Origin of the sequence: Polynucleobacter sp. MWH-Creno-3A4, assembly GCF_018881885.1 — a bacterium.
Taxonomy (GTDB): domain Bacteria; phylum Pseudomonadota; class Gammaproteobacteria; order Burkholderiales; family Burkholderiaceae; genus Polynucleobacter.
The window spans coordinates 672481-691825 of the sequence record NZ_JACXSA010000001.1 but is presented as its reverse complement, the minus strand read 5'-3'; the positions used below and the strand labels follow the sequence as shown (position 1 = coordinate 691825).

Genomic DNA, 19345 nt, shown 5'->3' with positions numbered 1-19345 from the left:
ATGGCTAGTATTTTGGTTGTTGATGACGAGATGGGAATTCGTGAGCTTCTCAATGAGATTCTGACGGATGAGGGCCATACTGTATATGCCGCTGAAAGCGCTGTGCAGGCTCGTACCATTCGAGAGCAAATGCGACCAGACTTGGTTTTGCTAGATATTTGGATGCCAGATACCGATGGCATCACTTTATTAAAAGAGTGGTCGAAAACAGGACAGCTCACCATGCCAGTAGTGATGATGTCCGGTCATGCCACGATTGATACTGCGGTTGAGGCTACCCGCATTGGCGCTCTCAATTTCTTAGAAAAGCCGATTGCCTTACAGAAGCTTTTAAAGACGGTGAGCAAGGCGCTTGAAATCTCACCAAAATATGTTGAGCCCCAAGCAGAAAGGGCAGTTCAATCTAATGCTAACGTAGCGCCCACTCCAAAGCCTGTGAGCAATGAATCTCATGCGGCACCACTTGAGGGTGAGTTCATTAGTGGAATTGCCAAAACCTATTTCGATCTACCCTTGAGAGAGGCCAGAGATCTTTTTGAGAAAGCCTATTTCGAGCATCAAATGCAAATCATGGGTGGCAGCATGACCAAGATTTCGGAATACACCGGTCTTGAGAGAACCCATTTGTACCGCAAGCTCAAGGCATTGGGGATCGATACTTCACGCAATAAGGGCGAACAATAAAGTCACTAGCGAATCATCCTGAATATGGCGATGATTCTTTTGTGAAGCCTGGCTACATAAATTGATGCCCCATCAGGCCTTGCTCATTATCTTTTGAAATTATTCCCATGGAAATTAAGGTCAACTTTCTCGACAAGTTCCGTTTAGAAGCCAAGTTTGACGACTTCACGGTGATTGCGGACCAGCCTATACGTTATAAGGGGGATGGCTCTGCTCCAGGCCCTTTTGACTACTTCCTTGCGTCATCGGCTTTATGCGCAGCATATTTCGTCAAGTTGTATTGCGACACTCGCAATATTTCTACTGAACATATCCGCCTTTCCCAGAACAATATTGTTGATCCCGAAAATCGCTACAAGCAAATTTTTAAGATTCAGGTTGAACTGCCCGAAGATATTTCCGCGCATGATCGCCAAGGGATTTTGCGTTCCATCGAGCGTTGTACGGTTAAAAAAGTGGTGCAAGAGGGCCCAGAGTTCGTCATCGAAGAAGTAAAAAACCTCGATGCAGATGCTCAAACTTTATTGACCCTAAGGCCTGACGTAAATGCGAATACGCATATCCTAGGCAAGGACCTGCCGCTGGAGCAAACGATTGCCAATATGTCCGGCCTATTGGCAAATCTGGGAATCAAGATAGAAATTGCCTCTTGGCGAAACATCATTCCTAACGTTTGGTCTTTGCATATCCGGGATGCACACTCGCCTATGTGTTTTACCAACGGCAAAGGAGCAACAAAAGAGAGTGCCCTAGCCTCGGCGCTAGGCGAATATATTGAGCGGCTCAGCAATAACCATTTTTATGCGGGCGCATTCTGGGGTGAGGACATCGCCAATAGTGAATTTGTGCATTACCCAAATGAACAATGGTTTAAGCCGGGTAGCAAGGATGCAATACCAGCAGAAATTCTTGATGAGTACTGCTTAAAAATCTTTAATCCAGATGGTGAGTTGCGCGCTTCGCACTTAATCGATACCAACTCAGGTAATGCGCAGCGCGGCATTTGTTCTTTACCTTTTGTGCGGCAGTCGGATGGTAAGACGATATATTTCCCAGCAAATCTTGTTGAAAATCTGTATGTCAGTAATGGTATGAGTGCTGGAAATACATTGGCCGAAGCCCAGGTGCAATGTCTTTCAGAGATTTTTGAGCGAGCAGTCAAACGTGAAATCCTGGAAGGGGAAATTGCACTCCCAGATGTGCCTCATGAAGTGCTTGAGAAGTACCCCAGTATTCTCGCTGGCATTCGGGGGCTTGAAGAGCAAGGCTTTCCAGTTCTAGTAAAGGACGCATCGCTGGGCGGAATCTATCCAGTGATGTGCGTTACTTTAATGAACCCACGGACGGGCGGTGTCTTCGCCTCTTTTGGCGCGCACCCAAGCTTTGAGGTGGCGCTAGAAAGAAGTTTGACCGAGCTACTTCAGGGCCGCAGCTTAGAGGGCCTTAATGATTTGCCACCACCGACTTTTGCAAGTGAAGCGGTAACTGAGCCTAATAACTTTGTTGAGCACTTTATTGATTCCAGCGGCATCGTGTCATGGCGTTTTTTCAGTGCGAAGTCTGATTACGAATTTGTTGAGTGGGATTTCACGAGCAAGACTGAAAATTCTAATGTGGGGGAAGCTGAAAAATTATTTGGCATCCTCAAAGATATGGGTAGAGAAGCCTATGTCGCAGTACATGATCAGCTGGGCGCTATTGCATGCCGAATCTTAGTGCCTGGCTATTCCGAGGTGTATCCAGTCGAGGATCTGATTTGGGACAACACCAATAAGGCATTGCTATTTCGAGAAGATATCTTGAATCTGCATGACCTCGATGATGCACAACTCATTGCGCTACTTGAGCGTTTAGAGAACAACGAGTTAGATGAGTACGGAGATATTGCAACATTAATTGGCATCGAGTTTGATGAGAACACCCCTTGGGGGCACTTAACAGTTTTAGAGTTAAAGCTCCTTATTCATCTTGCTTTAAAGCAATTGGATGAGGCGCAGGAATTGGTGGGCGCGTTCTTGCAATATAACGACAACACCGCAGAGCGTAGATTGTTTTATCAAGCCCTAGATGCGGTGCTCGAAGTTCTCCTCAGTGAAGATCTGGATCTGGATGACTATGAAGTCAACTTCCGACGAATGTTTGGCAATGAGCGGATGGATGCTGTCATCGGCTCAGCAAGTGGCGACGTGCGTTTTTATGGCTTGACCCCAACTAGCACCAGGCTGGAAGGGCTAGACAGACACCATCGTTTAATCGACAGTTACAGAAAATTGCATTTCGCCCGCTCCAAGAATCAAACAAAAGCTCCCTAGACCCTTTTTTAGGCTAAAACGCAGTTTCATTTATAATCCCAAGTCTTGGCCTGGTAGCTCAGTCGGTAGAGCAGAGGATTGAAAATCCTTGTGTCGGTGGTTCGATTCCGCCCCGGGCCACCAAGAATTCTCCGAACATTAGAAGTGGGCCATAGAATCTCTAGTGTTAGCCGCGGTCTGGCACCATTTCCCTAGCCCATCCAACTTTCCCCTTGACTCGGAATGTCGTTTAAAACGACAAACCAATTTGACATCCTTGTGGTGGTCATATTAAAACTATGCCTATACTTTAAGCATCCGTATTGCTGGAGAAATCATGACTACACATAACGAAAGAATAGTTGAGCAGTTTTCATTACAAGCTGTTCCATTTACTCAGGTGCCTGGACATTCAGACTCGATCAATATGCTGATTGAGTTCTCAGGTGCGAGCCAAGATTCAACAGTATTAGATTTGGCTTGTGGTCCAGGCATCGTTGCTTGTGAGTTTGCCAGGCACGCCAAGCACGTAACTGGAATTGACATTACGCCAGCCATGATCGAGCAGGCGAAGAAGCGTCAACAAGAAAATCATTTGGACAATGTGGAATGGAAGATTGGCGATGTGACTGCTTTGCCGTTTCCTGATCACAGCTTTTCAACTGTAGTGACTCGCTATTCATTTCACCACTTTGAAAATCCCAAAGCCGTATTGGCTGAAATGATTAGAGTCTGTAAGCCCGGTGGCAAAGTATTGGTGGCCGATGTGGTCTTACCAGCTGATAAGGTTGAGAAATATGATGCTCTCGAGCTGATTAGAGACCCATCCCATGTTCATGCTTTAACCCACTCCGAAATGGGAGAGGTATTTAAGACATCATCATTAAAGAGTATTGAGACAGCCAACTACAAAGTAGAAATTGAATTAGAGCAACAGATAAAAGCCTCGTTTCCCAAAGGGGGCGATGAGGACAAGATCAGAAAGATGTTCGCTGATGAGCTGATTGAGGATCGTATGGGGGTCAATGTTCATCGAAGGGGAAATGAAATTCATTACGAGGTTCCCATTACTATTCTGGTGGGCACATGCTGACAGATACACAATCTGTACGCACAGAAAAATTGCCCCTCGCAAGATTCTGATTTCATTGCTAAATTTGACCGGCACAAGGACGCACAATTTTTAGATAAGTCGAGACTGGTGGCTCAAGCCCTTGAAATCAAAGCGAAAGCGGTCTATCGGAGGATATTTGAAAATCCTTGTGTCGGTGGTTCGATTCCGCCCCGGGCCACCAAGAATCTTAATAGCCCACTTGTTGGGCTATTTTCTTTGGTGGCTTGGCAGGGTTAGGCGCCATTGGTCTCGGATATCCCCATCATGAACTGTCCTTTAAAAGGACGAATCAATTAGACATCCCTGTGTCATTCGATGTCGTTTAAAACGACAAAACTGTAAAATAGGCTCTTAACATTCGAGTCTAAATGCCCACTTAATAAAGCCAATGAAGACCATAGAAATCAAAAGTGCATGGAAGGGCAATAGTAATTGTGAGGCATGCTCTATTAGGAGTTCTGCATTATTTGCTGAACTCAATGAAGAAGACTTTTCAAAGATTCATAGTCCGATAGATGATTTGAGCTTTGAAGCTTACTCCAGCATTTATGCACAAGGAGATACTGCACAAGATCTTTATACCCTTCGAGAGGGTTATATCAAATTACTGCATGTCAACCCAGATGGCTCTAGCAGAATTATTAGGGTGGTAATGCCAGGAAATCTATTTGGCATGGAGGCTTTATTGGGCGAGCGTTATGAGCATTCTGCAGTTGCCCTTACAAATGTTCATTTATGCAAAATCCCTAAATCAATTATTTCTTCTTTAGGCGAGGAGTCTCCAAGACTTCATCGTCAAATTGTTAAGAAATGGGGCGAAGCATTATCCCAATCAGAATCATGGTTCTCGGAGATTAATACCGGAAGAATCGAGGTGCGTCTTGCCCGCTTCCTTTTAAAGTTAGCTAAACAATCGGGATCCTTTGCCATTGCGCCGCTGTTTAAGCGCGAAGACATGGGTTTGATGATGGATGTCAAATTTGAGACGATTAGCAGGGCTTTGGCATCCATGGCTGATCAAGGCTTAATTAGCAAAATTACCCGTCTTTCCGTACAAATTCCCAATATCGACACATTGCGTAACTTCTCTGAAAAGGGAATTTAGTCTTTCTATCGCATTTAATGATCTAGATCAAAAGCCTCCCCCCAGATAGGCATAGACTCAATCAGTATCAACAGATCTTATCTATGTGGGGGTTATATGAAATGTAATGTTGGCCGTATCGATCGCGTACTACGCATCTCTGTTGGACTGGTCTTAGTTGGTTTAGCCGCAAGCAATGTGGTTGGTGCATGGGGCTGGATTGGCATTGTTCCGCTGACCACTGGCTTATTTAAGTTCTGCCCACTGTATCCAATCTTGGGCATTAATTCTTGCGGCGCTGGCTGTAGCAATGGCAGTTGTTCTAAGTAATCTTTTGCCAACAGCTTAAAAGCAAATCAATGATAAGGATCCAAGATGATCAATCCAGAACAAACCAGAGCATCTAGGTCTAAAGGGTGGAGTCCCTATTTGGCAGGTGCCTTAGTTGGAGTGCTGGCTATCGTTTCTGTCTATCTGACTACCGTTTATATGGGCAAGTCCACCTACTTAGGAGCATCAACTACTTTTGTTCGCGCGGCAGGTCTAGCAGTTCAAGTGGTAGACCCTAGCTATGTTGCACAAAATGTTTATTACGTAAAAGAAAAGGTTGTCATTGATTGGCAATTTCTCATGGTGATTGGCATCTTCTTTGGCGCATTGCTTTCCTCAAAAATGGATGGCAGTTTTAAGTTAGAAAGCTTGCCACCATTATGGGAAAAACGTTTTGGCTCTTCAGTTCCAAAGCGTGCTGTATTTGCTTTTGTTGGTGGCATCGTGGCAATGATTGGCGCTCGCTTAGCCGATGGCTGTCCTAGTGGACATGGACTGAGCGGCATGATGCAGTTATCAGTAAGCTCTTTTGTCGCATTAGCCATGTTCTTTGGTTTTGGCGTCATCGTCGCAAACCTCATGTACAGAAAGGCAAGCTAATCATGTCTATAGATCAACTATTAGGATTAGCAACTGGCGTTATCTTTGGTTTCTTATTACAAAAAGGGCGTGTTCTACGCTATGACAAGCAAGTTGCCGCATTGTTATTAAAAGACATGACGATTTTTAAATTTATGCTCTCAGCTATTGTTGTCGGAATGTTTGGCATCTTGGCTTTGCATGAGATGGGGCTTATTACATTGAGCCTTAAAGCAATGAATGTTGGTGGCATTTTGGTGGGCGGCGCATTGTTTGGGGTAGGTTGGGCAGTCTTGGGCTATTGTCCTGGCACCTCAGTAGGCGCAGTGGGTGAAGGTCGCTGGACTGCAATCTTTGGAGTTATTGGCATGGTAGTTGGCGCAGGAATTTATGCCCAAATGTATCCATTCTTTAAATCAACGGTGCTTGCTTGGGCCGACTTAGGAAAGATTGGATTACCCGAGACTCTTGGCGTTAATCAATGGGTTGTTGCCGTAGTATTCGCGTTGATTACTCTTGGTATGTTTCGCTGGTTTGAGAAAAAAGGACTTTGAAGGTATGCTAGAGCTTTGTAGTTGGCTCTCGCTACGCCTTAACTCGCGATGTCGTTTTAAACGACAAATTCGGCATTATCTAAAACTCATATGAAGGCATTAAAAGAAGCTCTAGAGAAATTAAGACAGACTGGGTCTATTGGGCTTGAAGACTTTAGAAATCTGAAGATGAAGGATATTGAACAGCTCACCGAAGAAATTAAGCAGTGGTGTCTTTATGGCAATGGCAAACCCGAGAGGCTGGGCAAGAAACATAAAGAGCATTAAGTCAAAAATGTTATTTAGAGAACAAAACTATTTCACATTCGAGCAATCTTCAATGTCGTTTAAAACGACATAATTTGTCATGCCTGTGTCATAAACCACTTATAAATTTGAGCCTATTCTTTATTTTGGTTCATTGTGTCTCTAATCGATATTCGCTCAGCCAAGCAAATTGGTAAATTATTGAGAAGCTCTCGTGAATCTCAGAGAGCTAATCTTCAAAACATATCTAAACAATGTGGGCTTAGCGTTGCCCAGTTAGTTCATATCGAGAATGGCAATCTTTTTGCTTTTGAGAGTAACTTAGAAAAAATCTTGAGTTATTCCAATGTTTATGCTCAGGCATTAAATATCGACATCAATACTCTTAGCGAAGCTCAATCAATGGCGCCAACAAGAGATGTCGAAGCTCTATTAGATCGTCATATACCCAGCTTTTTAATCAAGCGTTCCTAGTTGTCTAAATTTAATGTGGCTCAGACCAGTCTTAAATAAAGATTAATTTGTTATGTATTGGAAGATCCGTTTTAGGGTTAATAAATCAGCTGATAGCCCGATTTCAACAATTCGCATAGATTCTGACACATTAAGAGATGCCTGCTTGGACGTTCTCAGCATATATCGCAATGCAACCATCTTAAGTTATCAAGAAGATGGTGGTGAGGTTAAAGCTTTTGATTTGTCAGATATTGGTGCTAAGACCTACCCAATAGATCCCCTGATATTTTCAGCCGCCAAGGAATGAGAAGTGTATGGCCATTCCAAATATTCTAGGAAAGAATTTTAAAAAAGCTAGAGAGGCACAAGGGCTATCTTTTTCCGAATTAGCAAGTAAGGCCACTCTTTCGCAAAATCAAATTGAACAAATAGAAAATGGTGGCAATAAGAGTTTTTATACGGCGGCAATCAAATTTCAAAGTGCCAAAAAGGTTGCCAAGATATTAGGACTTTCAGATGAAGAGGCTTTTGAAAAGAAAAAAACTAATGACAGCCAACAAATTCCATTTCATTTTCCAGAGACAGCAAAAACAGAATTAATTGAGGACCCCAAAACTGAGTTAGAGCAACCCCCCAAAATCGTTTCTCTTTCTAACGCCGAGCCAAAAAAAGCCTCAAAATTAAAAAAAGAAATGAGTGCGGAATTAGAAAAAGTAAGCTCTATTACTACCCATCTAGAAGAAGTCATTGCTACAGCTAAAACGGATAATGATAAGAATCGGCAAAAGACGATCTCATATTCCAAATTTCTTATATATCTTGGTAGTGCTGTAGCTTTAGTCTTTGTGGTTGTTCAATACAATCATCACTCTAAAGAGACAAAGATTTATCCCTCGGCTACTTCAGCTTTACCAATAGAGCCTTCAGAGCCAAATCAGGTTGAAGATATTAAAGATGCTGAGGAAGTAGAAGTAACCAAGGCGCCACCCTCAGAAGCTATTGCTCCAAAAGAAGTACCAAAGCCAACAGCTAAAGCGGTCACCACGATTGCAGAGTGTTCGGGATTGTTTTCTAACCCTGAAAAACATACCCCCACTATAGCAAGCAAGATTGGCAATCAAGTCTATGTACAAAGTAAATCTGAAGCCTCAATATGTTTTGAAGACGCAGACGGTAATCAGCAAAAAAGAGATTTAGCTCAAAATGCTGGTGCCAGTTTTTATGGAAAAGCCCCATTTAAGTTGGCTTCAAATAACCTTGACCAATTTGATATTTTTTACCAAGGATATAAGGTCAAAGCAGATTTATCTAAAAAGGCGATAACACTTGTGGAGCGAAGTGTCGATTAAATAGACGCTGAATAAACTGTCCTTTTAAAGGACGCTTCATGTAGCGGTGTCGAGCACTCCAAGGATGCTCCATCCCTGCGCCAGTCAACCCTCTTGACCGACGCATTAACTACCGCACTCCTTGTGTCGGTCAAATACTTCTTTCAAATCAATCCCATACAAAGGACATGTTGATTTTGTGAACAAAGTTTTCGCATGGTGGGAGAACCAGATGATTGAAAAGCGAAATCGGTCAAGCTGAACGGGTTGAAAATCCTTGTGTCGGTGGTTCGATTCCGCCCCGGGCCACCAAGAAACACCAAAACCACCTTCGGGTGGTTTTTTCATTTGCGGTTCGACTAATTAGATTCACTTAGAATCAAGCTATGCGTTTGATGTCTATTGCCACCCTCATCTTTTTATTCAATACAGCTTTTATGCCTGTGTTCGGGATGGCTCACGAGCAATCACATCAAGCTCAGGAAGGTGTGGTCCAAATTGCTTGGAATGATGATCAATCTAGCAATGGCTTATTTCAAATAGCCCACGATGATCATCAGGTTCAAGCGGGCTCTAGTGATTTGGATGAGCACTCTAGTGACCATCAATGTCATCATATTTCAGTAATAGGGATGGTGAGCTTCGAGGGCGGGCAAGTGGTAATTCACTCCTCTGGCCATATTTTTTCTGAGCCAATTTTTCTGATTCAATCTTTTCCTGCTTTCATCGAGTATCCGCCCAGAAGCGCTTAAACAAATAGCTCCGTACTCAATCTATTGCGATTGAGCATCACACATTTGTTTAGGGTTTTATATGAAAGCGATCAAAGTTGTTTTGTTTGCCTTGGCTTTAGTCTCCAGTATTTATAGCGCAGTAGTAAATGCGGAAGAGTCAATGGATGACCATTCGTTGATTTTGTTGGTAGGTCCCGCAATGGAGAAAAGCACGGTTGATGGCTCAAAGGCCTACGGTACAGCACTAGCATTTGAATTTACTGCGATTGAGCATCAATTAGAAATTGAGCTTGGAACACAGTATTTGAGTACCTCTAATCCAAAAGAACTTGGCGCTCAAATAATCTTTAAAAAGCCTTTTGAATTGGCGCAAGATGTCGAGCTTGGCGTTGGTCTTGGGCCTGCCATATGGAGGAAAACCAGCTCACCTGGCAACAGCCTGCAATCAGGCGTGGCCTTTGTTGCAGACTTTATGTTTTGGACAACTAAAAAGCTTGGTTGGTATTTGAGCCCAAGTTATGCCTATGGAACTAGCGGTGGGGCGGATAGATCGGCCGGAGTTTCTGTAGGACTATTGTTTTCCATGTAAAGCTTGGGTTAGATATTCTTGGCCCTAGTGGATTTCACCCGCAGAAAAGCAAATCTAGGTATATTGACAATAAGCACTTCATTTAAATAAATACAGCAAAGGTTGAAATGACCACTATCGCTAAACCGCAATCTAAATTTTCCACAGTGATTAGAGTCACCAGTGGAAACTTTATAGAGATGTATGACTTCTTCCTATTTGGTTTTTATGCCACCTACATCTCCAAAGCGTTCTTCCCATCTGAAAGTGAATACGCATCTTTAATGCTCACTTTTGCTACTTTTGGCGCGGGATTTTTAATGCGTCCATTAGGCGCGCTACTGCTCGGCGGTTATATTGACCGCATTGGTCGTCGCAAAGGTTTAGTCCTGACTCTTGGAATTATGGCTACCGGTACCGCAATGGTTGCCTTCATTCCAAGCTATGCAACGATTGGTTTGTTTGCCCCCTTGTTAGTGCTTGTGGGCCGCTTGCTTCAAGGCTTTTCAGCTGGCGTCGAGCTGGGTGGCGTATCGGTTTACCTTTCTGAAATGGCGACACCTGGTCATAAAGGGTTTTATGTCAGCTGGCAGTCTGCCAGCCAGCAAGTCGCCATCATTTTCTCAGCTGCATTGGGCTATTTCCTGAATGAATCTATGAGTAAGGAAGTGATTGCAGATTGGGGATGGCGTATCCCATTCTTTATTGGCTGCATGATTATCCCGATTGTGTTTCAGATTCGCCGCTCATTGCAAGAGACGCAAGAATTTCTGGCTAAAAAACACCACCCTAGTTTTAAAGAGGTGATGAAGTCATTAACACTCAATTGGCGCTTGGTGGTTGCGGGCATGATGTTGATTGTTATGACCACGGTGTCTTTTTATTTGATTACCGTTTATACGCCGACATTTGGCAAGAGCGTGATGCAGCTCTCAATCATTGATAGCTTGCTGATTACGCTCTTTGTGGGCTTATCAAATTTCATCTGGCTACCAGTGATGGGCGCACTATCTGACAGAATTGGACGATGGCCCATCATGGCTTTGTTTTCTGGATTGGCATTGTTGACCGCTTACCCTGCCTTGAATTGGCTAGTGGCAAACCCAAGTTATGAACATATGTTGGTAGTAGAACTGTGGCTCTCATTCTTATATGCCAGCTATAACGGCGCCACAGTGGTTGCGTTAACAGAGATCATTCCAATTCAAATCAGAACTACGGGATTTTCTCTTGCGTATAGCTTGGCCACCGCTATATTTGGCGGATTTACACCACTGGTATGCACTTGGTTGATTGAGACTACAGGCAATAAAGCTTCGCCAGGATATTGGATGGCAATGGCAGGCGGCATGGGATTGATTGCTACAGCCTTAATTTATAAAGGCATCGTTAAGGCTAAAGAATAATCTTTGCTGCCGATTTGGTATGAATCATTAGATCTGTGAAAGCGAGAAGACACTCGGGAGAATAGCAATGCCATTAGTCAGAATCGATCTTAGTAAAAAACACTCTGAGAGCTTTGCTCAGGAGGTTGGCGAGATTGTTTATCAGGTGATGCGTGAGCAAATCAATGTTCCTAATGATGATAAATTTCAAATTATTACGAGACATGATTCAAGCGAATTCAACATTCCGCAAAGTTATTTAGGAATTGAATATTCAGAAGGGATTATTTTTATTCAGGCGACCATCAGTTTTGGTAGGTCGATTGAGCTTAAAAAGAATCTGTATAGGGCTATTTGCGACTCACTAGTAAACGCCCTTGGTGTTCGGCCCCAAGATATTTTTATTAATTTACTTGAAGTGAATAAAGAAAATTGGTCTTTTGGTAATGGCGAGATGCACTATGCCGATAAGGTTTAAGTCTCTATGCTCTTCCCGAAGTAAATCTTGCCCTATACATGGGTATGTCATTGGGAATTACATTTCCCTTCAACATCATTTTTGGAATTCCCTTATACGCCTATGTTGCAGGCCTCACTTACTAAGAAAGACCTATCTCTTTAATCAATATTGTTTTAAGGGACAATAGAAATTCATAATAAAAGTAGGAGACGATATGTATAAGCTGATTGCCTTTGATGCCTATGGCACATTATTTGATGTTTACTCTATGGGGCAGCTGGCAGAAGAACTATTTCCCGGTAATGGCCAGGCCTTTGCTCTGATGTGGCGTGATCGTCAAATTGAGTACACCCGCCTCGTGACGATGAGTGACCCTAATCCCAGCGGAAGCAAGCACTATCTTCCATTTTGGGATTTAACTATCCGTTCATTGCGGTATGTTTGTAAGCGAATGAACTTAAATCTCACGCTGGAATATGAGAAACGTCTGATGGATCAGTATGCCAAGCTAACAAGCTTTGAAGATAGCTTAAGCGTACTCCAATCAATTAAAGAAAAAGGTTTGTCTACAGCAATCTTGTCGAACGGTAGTAGAGAGATGTTAGCCACTGTTGTTCAGAGCAACGGCCTACAGTCTTATCTAGATAAAGTTGTCACGATTGAGGATGTGCGTTTATTTAAAACTGCCCCTCAGGCCTATGAACTTTTATTGAAAGCATTCCCAGTCAAGAAAGCAGAAATTCTCTTTGTCTCCAGTAATGCTTGGGACGCCCTGGCCGCCAAGTGGTATGGCTTTGACGTGTTTTGGGTGAATCGTTTGGGCCACCCTTATGAAGAGATTGGCGAGCAACCAAACTATGTAGGCAACTCTTTAAGCAAAGTCTTAGAAGTGATTTAAGGTCCACACGAATGCTACTAATTACATCCATCATTGCCGCTGTTTTAACCATCATTTTTATTAGACTCTCTTTTGCTGTGATTGGGCTGAGAAGAAAAAACAAAGTAGGTTTAGGAACTGGCGGTCATGACAATCTAGAGAGGGCAATTCGGGCTCAAGGAAATTTCGCTGAATACGTGCCTTTTGGGATTATTTTGCTGGCCTGTCTCGAGCTCAATGGTGCACCCTGGTGGTTGGTCGCTATTCCGGGCGCCACCTTAATCATTGGCCGCTTGATTCATGCTGTGGGAATGAATACGCCTCCACCAGACTTCAGCAAAAGAGTGCTTGGAATGCAGTTCACATTCAATACGCTAATAGCGCTAGTGATTTTGAATCTGGGCTGGTCTGCATATAGGCTGCTTGGTTAAAAGTCACCATAGTCCAAGCTTCTAAGAAACAAAAATGGCCCACCAAGTGGGCCATTTTCTTTACAGATCTGAAGAATTATTCTTCTAACAAGCTTCTGAGCATCCATGCGGTTTTCTCATGAATATCTTGTCGTTGAGTGAGCAAATCTGCTGTGGGTTGATCATTGGCCTTTTCTACCAAAGGGAATAGTTTGCGAGCAGTTCTTGCAGTAGCCTCTTGCGCCTTAACAAGATGCTTGACCATATCCATTGCTTTAGGAGTTCCTTCAACCTCTTTAATAGAGGTCAGCTTTGCAAACTCCTTATAGGTTCCGGGGGCAGGTTCTCCAAGCGCTCGAATGCGCTCTGCAATTAAATCTAAAGCTGCCCACTGCTCTGTGTATTGAGCCATAAACATGGTGTGCAGGGTGTTAAACATTGGCCCTTTCACGTTCCAATGAAAGTTATGAGTCATTAAATATAAGGAATAGCTATCGGCTAAAAGCGCTGACAACCCTTGTGCAATGGCCTTGCGGTCTTTTTCGTTAATTCCAATATCTATAGCGGTGTTGGTGAATTTGCTGCTCATAATTTCTCCTTGATTGGAAATAGCAATGGATACGGTATTCATATCAACTTTAATACTGCCACGTTTTCAAATTCTAGTTGTAATTAGTACGAATTCGTACTAATATAGTACGCATACAGACTATATGAGGGATGCAGCATATGGGTTATTTGGCTTTAATCAAGGGGTTAGCTACCACTTATCAGGCATTTGAAGGACATTCCGCAAGCCATGTAAAGAAGTTGGGCTTAACAGTTACCCAATTTGATATTTTGGCGACATTGGGCAATCAACCCCCTATGACCTGTAAAGAGCTAGGCGAAAAGACGCTCATCTTGAAGGGAACCATGACGGGGGTGCTGGAAAGATTGGAATCTAAAGGCCTTATTGCAAGAGTCCCCAATGAGGCGGATGGTCGGAGTTACAAAATTAGACTCACGTCCACGGGTGAAAAGCTGTTTCAGAAAGTATTTCCTGAACACCTTAAGCATCTAGAAAAGACATTTGGAAAATTAAGCAAAAAAGAGATCGAAAAAGCAGTAAGCGCATTAAAAACTATCAAAGCAGCATTTAATTAACTACTAAAAGGAATTGTATGAACACCTATCAAAATCTACTCAATTTAATTGGGCGAGTACTTGTTGCAACACTATTTTTGCCGGCGGGCCTAGCGAAGCTAGCTGGATTTGAGGGAACCATTGCTTACTTTGCCTCCCTCGGAATCCCGGCCCCAGTATTTGCATTGGTGGCAACGATCATTATTGAGATTGGCGGAAGTATTGCCTTGCTTGTTGGATATAAAACCAGGGTAGTGGCAAGTCTTATGGCTTTGTTTACCCTGGCTGCGGCAATTACGGGCCATGCCTTTTGGGCGGCGCCAGTCGACGCAGCATTTATTGCCCAACTTCTGTTCTTTAAGAACATTGCCGTAATGGGCGGTTTGTTAATTTTGGCATCAGCAGGTGCCGGTAAATTTAGTATCGATGGCCTTAAAGCAAGCAAATAATGATCTATTGATAAGGAAAATGAAATGACTAAAGTAGCCGTTGTATTCCATAGTGGTTATGGCCATACCGTGAAACAGGCGGAGGCCCTAGCTAATGGCGCTAAAGGGGTTCTGGTAGCCATTGATGCAGAGGGTAATTTGACTGATGAGCAATGGGCAATATTGAACGATGCTCACGCGATTGTCTTTGGTTCACCAACATATATGGGCTCAGTAAGCTGGCAATTCAAAAAATTTGCCGATGCAAGTTCAAAAGCCTGGTTTACACAGCAATGGAAAGATAAGGTGTTTGGCGGCTTTACCAATTCGGCAACCATGAATGGCGACAAGCACTCAACCTTGCATTACTTCTTTACCTTAGCAATGCAGCATTCTGGTATTTGGGTGGGCACAGGATTAATGCCCTCTAATGCCAAGTCAGCCAAGCGGGATGATGTGAACTATGTTGGCTCATCCGCTGGTGCAATGATGACAACGCCGTCAGATGCCAGTGCAGATGAAGTGAACTCAGGCGACCTAGAAACGGCGCGTCTCTACGGCGAAAGAATTGCCAAAATTACGAGCGAGTTTCATAAGGCGTAATGAAGTAATTTGAGCCTTTTGTTGATGGACTAAACCACCTTCGGGTGGTTTTCATTTATAGGGCGTAGAGTGTAGAGAGCACACCAGGAGGATTACTATGGCCATTACCGCACCCAATAATCAAGAGCTAAAAGTCTTAGAGGCTCTCCGCGCCCACCGCAGAAGACATCGAGCGGGACTCCCCAGCAAAATTTCTGAACATATTGAGCAACCAGCTGGCTCATTGACGGTTGGCCAAAAAATATCAGATGCGGTTGCAAAGACTGTGGGATCTTGGAAATTCATCATCATCCAAAGTCTGTGTATATCTGCCTGGATTATCTATAACTCGATAAGCAATGCAAATTCTTGGGATCCCTATCCTTTTATTCTCTTGAATTTGATGCTGTCGTTTCAGGCTGCATATACTGCTCCTGCAATCATGATGAGCCAAAATCGGCTCTCAGAGATTGATCGCCAACATGCTAATAATGACTTTGAGGTCAATGTAAAGGCAGAGCTAGAAATTGAATTACTGCATCAAAAGATAGATGCCATGAAAGAAAAGGAGCTCTATGCCCTTGCTAAAGCAGTAGAGGCTCTGAGCGAGAAATTAGATGTATACCGCAAGTAACACTATTGGAGCCTACAATGGCCAATGCATTTCATCTTAAGGTTGTTTAGCTCCCTGCCCTTGGCAGTTCTCCAGGTTTTTGGGGCCGGAGTCGGCATCTTGGTTTTTCTGTGCTCCCCTAAATATAGGGGGCGTCTAAATAAAAATCATGCCAGTGCAGCAAAGTATGCCGGCTTTTCTTTTACGCCATGGAGGGTGGCTGCTGAATCAGGGATGATTTTTGCAGATACGCTTTGGATTTGGCGACATCCCAATTCAGCTCTCAATAAAGCAACGGTACAAAATTTAGATCAAATTGTTGACCTGTCAAAAAATGGAAAAGGATTAATTATTCTTGCCTCCCATTTAGGCGGATTTGAAATCGTGCCCCGTATTTTTGCAGAGCACATGAAGGCAACGGTAATGTATCGCCCTGCCAAAAAATCCTGGGTTAATCAGTTGATGCTCAAATCTCGACAACACGCTGAAATGGAATTTGTTGAAGCGAATTTGGGCGGAGTCAGAAAAGTCAAACGAGCTTTGGTCCACGGCGAGGTGGTTGGCATATTGGCAGACCAGGTGCCGAATGTGGGTGATGGTGTTTGGGCCAAATTTTTTAATCAATATGCATACACCACATCATTTCCAGCAAAGCTAGCCAGGCAAACAAAAGTCGCCACATTATTCGTGAGCGCAGAAAGGCTTGGTCTTGGTAAGGGGTGGTCTATTAAGAGCCAGCTGATGTCAGAGGTTTTTCCTACTTGCACAACCGAGGCCTGCACCCTCATGAATCAATACTTTGAAGACATGATTATTGCTAAACCACATCAATACATGTGGTCATATAACCGATACAAAACTCCAGCAGGATCTCAAGCCTTACCAATCGGATAGTTTTCTACAGCAACTCAACACTAAAGTTTTTCATCAGCAATGCGAATAGCCCATAGCAGATGATGGTCACTATGACACTGGCACCCATGGTGAACCAAAATCCAATGCGTGGAAGCAAATAAGGAAAGAGCAAAAACATTGGCAGCGTTGGAATGACATACCAAAATGTGTAGTAGGCGTGATTGGCTATTTTTTCTTCTGGCTGATTCTCTACAAACAACCAAACGAGAGTCAGTAGAGTCATCAAAGGCAGTGCAGCAATAAAGCCACCAAGCCTATCGCTTCGTTTGGCTACCTCGGATATGAATACAACCATTCCCGCGGTGAGTAAGTATTTAGTAATGATCCAAGTCATTTGAGCCTTTGGGTGCGGGTTAGTAGCCCCATTATAGAAAGATTGCCAAAACGACATAATGGCTTCTTTTGGGTTTGTTAGTATCAGCTAATGGATAAAACAATCGAAGATCACGAGCTCGAAACGTCTGATAAACAACAAGCAGCCAAGAAAAGCACCTTGGTTAGCGTGGCAGTCAATATTTGCCTAACGATATCTCAGGTATCAGCGGGCCTTTTATCTGGCTCGCAAGGCTTGATTGCAGACGGCATCCACTCACTCACAGATTTAGTGGCTGATTTTGTTGTGCTATTTGCGAATCAACATAGCGCCAAAGAGGCGGATGATGATCATCACTATGGACATCAACGATATGAAACCGCTGCGTCATTATTTTTAGGCGTATCTTTATTAGCTGTTGGTGTTGGAATGCTGTGGAAAGCTGGCGAAAAGATTATCGATCCTGTACCCGCTGGGCAAATTCAGATCATTGCTTTATATGTTGCATTAGGTTGCTTGGCTGCTAAAGAGTTGCTCTTTAGATATATGTTGGCTGTCGCTGAACGCGTTCGGTCTTCAATGTTGGTGGCAAATGCTTGGCATGCGCGATCAGATGCAGCCTCTTCTTTGGTAGTTTCTGTTGGCATTGTGGGCGCTCTCTTTGGCTATCCCATCTTAGACTCGGTAGGCGCATTAGTCGTGGGCTTAATGGTTGCTAAGACGGGATGGCAGTTTAGTTGGGATGCCTTGAATGATTTGATGGACAGGGCGGTATCCGTTGAGGAGCATCAAAGAATTGAAGAAATTATTCAATCGACAGCAGGTGTTAGAGGCTTTCATGATCTACGCACGCGTAAGATGGGTGACATGATCTTGGTGGATGTTCATATTGAAGTAGATGCTAATTCAAGCGTTCAAATAGGGCACGATATTGCCCTGGCAGCCAGAAATCAAATCATGAAAGAGTTACCCGTTTTAAATGTAATGACCCATATTGATCCTATTTGAATAAGCTGGGTTTAGACTTGGGAGCTTTTTATCTCTACGCTATATTCTTATCCTATGAAAACCTATTTTTCTGAGTTTATTGGTACCGCCTTACTGCTTGCTATAGTGACTGGCTCTGGGATCATGGGCGAGGCATTGGGTGGCGGCAATGCAGCAGTTGCTCTACTAGGCAATAGCATTGCTACCGGCGCTGGTCTTTATGTTCTTATTTGCTTACTCGGTCCAATTTCAGGCGCACACTTTAATCCAGTGGTCAGCTTAATGTTCTGGAAGCTCGGACATCTTGACTTCAGCAAGATGCTTGGCTACTGGGCGTGTCAATTCAGCGGAGCAATCCTAGGAATATGGATAACCCACTATATGTTTGGTCTGGCAATCATTGAAACATCTGAGAAGAGTAGGGCGGGTTCAGGTATTTGGTTAAGTGAATTTATCTCTACGCTGATTTTGCTCTCAGTGATTCGAATAGGTGATCAAGAGGCCAAGGATCGTGTGCCGATGTTGGTAGCACTAACGGTGACGGCTGGCTACTGGTTTACTTCCTCCACTTTTTTTGCTAATCCTGCGGTGGCTTTAGCCAGAAGTTTTACGAATACCTTTGTTGGTATCTCGCCAAGCGATGTTCCAGGCTTTGTAATTGCCGAGCTCTTAGCAACACTTCTATTGATGACCTTAGCCGCACTTCAATACAAAAAAACGAATGACTAATCTGAACCAACTTCCAAGCGATCTTCCTATCCCACAAGATGATGGATCTACTGACCACCTGATTGGAATGCAGCTGCCGCATATCTCCTTGGGCTCGACAAGTGGCAAGGACATTGCGCTAGGTGTGATCAAGGGCAAATTGGTTATTTACTGTTACCCCATGACAGGGCAGCCTAATGTCGCTCTCCCTGACGGCTGGGATCAAATCCCTGGAGCAAGGGGTTGCACCCCACAAAGTTGTGCCTTTAGGGATCACTATCAGGAGCTTCAGTCGCTTGGTGCACAAGTCATTGGCTTGAGCGTACAAACTACTGAATATCAAAAAGAGATGGCCGATAGGTTGCATTTACCTTTTCCAGTGGTCAGTGATGCAGACTATCAATTTCAGCGGGCTTTGAATATGCCCACCTTTGTTGCTAGCGGAATGACCTTACTCAAGCGTGTCACTCTGATTGCAAACGATGGTGTGATCATTGGCGTGCACTATCCCATCTTTCCAAGCGATAGCGATGCACCTTGGGTTGTCAACTTCTTAAAAAATCACTGCTAAAAA

At 43.6% G+C, this 19345-nt stretch carries 27 protein-coding genes, 1 tRNA gene and 1 pseudogene; 27 read left to right on the top strand and 2 right to left on the bottom strand.

Annotated elements, in window-relative coordinates; genetic code table 11:
- The 19 genes and pseudogenes from IEN92_RS03455 (at nucleotide 1) to IEN92_RS03365 (ending at nucleotide 13121) form a co-directional block, all read left to right on the top strand.
- A complete protein-coding gene (locus IEN92_RS03455; protein WP_215374553.1) occupies nucleotides 1-684 on the top strand; it encodes a response regulator in 684 nt (227 codons plus the stop codon).
- 107 nt (nucleotides 685-791) lie between these two features.
- Nucleotides 792-2996, top strand: coding sequence for an OsmC domain/YcaO domain-containing protein (locus IEN92_RS03450; protein WP_216160648.1), 2205 nt, complete (start codon nucleotides 792-794; stop codon nucleotides 2994-2996).
- 47 nt (nucleotides 2997-3043) lie between these two features.
- A tRNA-Phe gene (locus IEN92_RS03445) sits at nucleotides 3044-3119 on the top strand.
- A gap of 193 nt (nucleotides 3120-3312) precedes the next feature.
- Entirely contained in the window at nucleotides 3313-4068 is a 756-nt protein-coding gene (locus IEN92_RS03440) for a class I SAM-dependent methyltransferase (protein ID WP_216160645.1), read from the top strand.
- Nucleotides 4069-4477: 409 nt separating this feature from the next.
- Entirely contained in the window at nucleotides 4478-5194 is a 717-nt protein-coding gene (locus tag IEN92_RS03435; protein ID WP_215279283.1) for a Crp/Fnr family transcriptional regulator, read from the top strand.
- Between the two features lie 96 nt (nucleotides 5195-5290).
- Entirely contained in the window at nucleotides 5291-5503 is a 213-nt protein-coding gene (locus tag IEN92_RS03430) for a DUF2892 domain-containing protein (protein ID WP_112318537.1), read from the top strand.
- Between the two features lie 45 nt (nucleotides 5504-5548).
- On the top strand, nucleotides 5549-6103 hold the full coding sequence (locus IEN92_RS03425; protein WP_216160642.1) for a YeeE/YedE thiosulfate transporter family protein: 555 nt from the start codon (nucleotides 5549-5551) through the stop codon (nucleotides 6101-6103).
- A 2-nt stretch (nucleotides 6104-6105) separates the two neighbouring features.
- Nucleotides 6106-6636: a YeeE/YedE thiosulfate transporter family protein gene (locus IEN92_RS03420; RefSeq protein WP_216152637.1), complete on the top strand. Its 531-nt coding sequence runs from the start codon at nucleotides 6106-6108 to the stop codon at nucleotides 6634-6636.
- Nucleotides 6637-6726: 90 nt separating this feature from the next.
- Complete coding sequence (locus IEN92_RS03415; RefSeq protein ID WP_216160639.1) at nucleotides 6727-6903, top strand: hypothetical protein; 177 nt, start codon at nucleotides 6727-6729, stop codon at nucleotides 6901-6903.
- Nucleotides 6904-7038: 135 nt separating this feature from the next.
- Nucleotides 7039-7356, top strand: coding sequence for a RodZ family helix-turn-helix domain-containing protein (locus tag IEN92_RS03410; RefSeq protein ID WP_216130863.1), 318 nt, complete (start codon nucleotides 7039-7041; stop codon nucleotides 7354-7356).
- A gap of 145 nt (nucleotides 7357-7501) precedes the next feature.
- Nucleotides 7502-7645 carry a hypothetical protein gene (locus tag IEN92_RS03405; protein ID WP_216160636.1) on the top strand — a complete coding sequence of 48 codons (144 nt, stop codon included), beginning with the start codon at nucleotides 7502-7504 and terminating at the stop codon, nucleotides 7643-7645.
- Between the two features lie 7 nt (nucleotides 7646-7652).
- Complete coding sequence (locus tag IEN92_RS03400; protein ID WP_216160633.1) at nucleotides 7653-8687, top strand: helix-turn-helix domain-containing protein; 1035 nt, start codon at nucleotides 7653-7655, stop codon at nucleotides 8685-8687.
- Between the two features lie 365 nt (nucleotides 8688-9052).
- Nucleotides 9053-9418: a hypothetical protein gene (locus IEN92_RS03395; protein ID WP_071467002.1), complete on the top strand. Its 366-nt coding sequence runs from the start codon at nucleotides 9053-9055 to the stop codon at nucleotides 9416-9418.
- Between the two features lie 61 nt (nucleotides 9419-9479).
- Nucleotides 9480-9989, top strand: a complete 510-nt coding sequence (locus tag IEN92_RS03390; RefSeq protein ID WP_216160630.1) for a hypothetical protein — start codon at nucleotides 9480-9482, stop codon at nucleotides 9987-9989.
- Between the two features lie 107 nt (nucleotides 9990-10096).
- On the top strand, nucleotides 10097-11374 hold the full coding sequence (locus tag IEN92_RS03385; RefSeq protein WP_216160627.1) for an MFS transporter: 1278 nt from the start codon (nucleotides 10097-10099) through the stop codon (nucleotides 11372-11374).
- A gap of 67 nt (nucleotides 11375-11441) precedes the next feature.
- A complete protein-coding gene (locus tag IEN92_RS03380; RefSeq protein WP_216160624.1) occupies nucleotides 11442-11831 on the top strand; it encodes a tautomerase family protein in 390 nt (129 codons plus the stop codon).
- Between the two features lie 17 nt (nucleotides 11832-11848).
- Nucleotides 11849-11956 (top strand): annotated as a pseudogene (locus IEN92_RS03375) (sodium-dependent bicarbonate transport family permease); the annotation flags it as partial.
- Between the two features lie 71 nt (nucleotides 11957-12027).
- Entirely contained in the window at nucleotides 12028-12711 is a 684-nt protein-coding gene (locus tag IEN92_RS03370) for a haloacid dehalogenase type II (protein ID WP_216160620.1), read from the top strand.
- 11 nt (nucleotides 12712-12722) lie between these two features.
- Nucleotides 12723-13121, top strand: coding sequence for an MAPEG family protein (locus IEN92_RS03365; RefSeq protein ID WP_216160617.1), 399 nt, complete (start codon nucleotides 12723-12725; stop codon nucleotides 13119-13121).
- A gap of 76 nt (nucleotides 13122-13197) precedes the next feature.
- On the opposite strand, the gene IEN92_RS03360 is transcribed toward IEN92_RS03365, so the two are convergent.
- A complete protein-coding gene (locus IEN92_RS03360; RefSeq protein WP_216160615.1) occupies nucleotides 13198-13689 on the bottom strand; it encodes a Dps family protein in 492 nt (163 codons plus the stop codon).
- 131 nt (nucleotides 13690-13820) lie between these two features.
- Here IEN92_RS03360 and IEN92_RS03355 point away from each other — a divergent pair, with 131 nt between their 5' ends.
- From IEN92_RS03355 to IEN92_RS03335, 5 genes are all read left to right on the top strand, one after another.
- Nucleotides 13821-14246 (top strand): MarR family winged helix-turn-helix transcriptional regulator, encoded by a 426-nt coding sequence (locus IEN92_RS03355; protein WP_255539750.1) that lies wholly within the window; start codon nucleotides 13821-13823, stop codon nucleotides 14244-14246.
- Nucleotides 14247-14263: 17 nt separating this feature from the next.
- On the top strand, nucleotides 14264-14674 hold the full coding sequence (locus IEN92_RS03350; RefSeq protein ID WP_216160612.1) for a DoxX family protein: 411 nt from the start codon (nucleotides 14264-14266) through the stop codon (nucleotides 14672-14674).
- Between the two features lie 24 nt (nucleotides 14675-14698).
- Nucleotides 14699-15256: a flavodoxin family protein gene (locus tag IEN92_RS03345; protein WP_216160609.1), complete on the top strand. Its 558-nt coding sequence runs from the start codon at nucleotides 14699-14701 to the stop codon at nucleotides 15254-15256.
- Between the two features lie 97 nt (nucleotides 15257-15353).
- Nucleotides 15354-15869 carry a DUF1003 domain-containing protein gene (locus IEN92_RS03340; protein ID WP_216160606.1) on the top strand — a complete coding sequence of 172 codons (516 nt, stop codon included), beginning with the start codon at nucleotides 15354-15356 and terminating at the stop codon, nucleotides 15867-15869.
- A gap of 24 nt (nucleotides 15870-15893) precedes the next feature.
- On the top strand, nucleotides 15894-16742 hold the full coding sequence (locus IEN92_RS03335; RefSeq protein WP_216160603.1) for a lysophospholipid acyltransferase family protein: 849 nt from the start codon (nucleotides 15894-15896) through the stop codon (nucleotides 16740-16742).
- Between the two features lie 4 nt (nucleotides 16743-16746).
- On the opposite strand, the gene IEN92_RS03330 is transcribed toward IEN92_RS03335, so the two are convergent.
- Nucleotides 16747-17097, bottom strand: a complete 351-nt coding sequence (locus IEN92_RS03330; RefSeq protein WP_216160600.1) for a DUF3147 family protein — start codon at nucleotides 17095-17097, stop codon at nucleotides 16747-16749.
- A gap of 90 nt (nucleotides 17098-17187) precedes the next feature.
- On the opposite strand from IEN92_RS03330, the gene IEN92_RS03325 reads away from it, so the two are divergent.
- From IEN92_RS03325 to IEN92_RS03315, 3 genes are read left to right on the top strand one after another with little or no spacing between them, the layout of a single operon-like run.
- Nucleotides 17188-18084, top strand: a complete 897-nt coding sequence (locus tag IEN92_RS03325) for a cation diffusion facilitator family transporter (RefSeq protein ID WP_216160597.1) — start codon at nucleotides 17188-17190, stop codon at nucleotides 18082-18084.
- 54 nt (nucleotides 18085-18138) lie between these two features.
- A complete protein-coding gene (locus IEN92_RS03320; RefSeq protein WP_216160594.1) occupies nucleotides 18139-18792 on the top strand; it encodes an MIP/aquaporin family protein in 654 nt (217 codons plus the stop codon).
- Nucleotides 18785-19342, top strand: coding sequence for a peroxiredoxin (locus IEN92_RS03315; RefSeq protein WP_216160592.1), 558 nt, complete (start codon nucleotides 18785-18787; stop codon nucleotides 19340-19342). Before IEN92_RS03320 ends, IEN92_RS03315 begins: the two co-directional genes overlap by 8 nt.
- The last annotated feature ends 3 nt before the right edge of the window (nucleotides 19343-19345 follow it).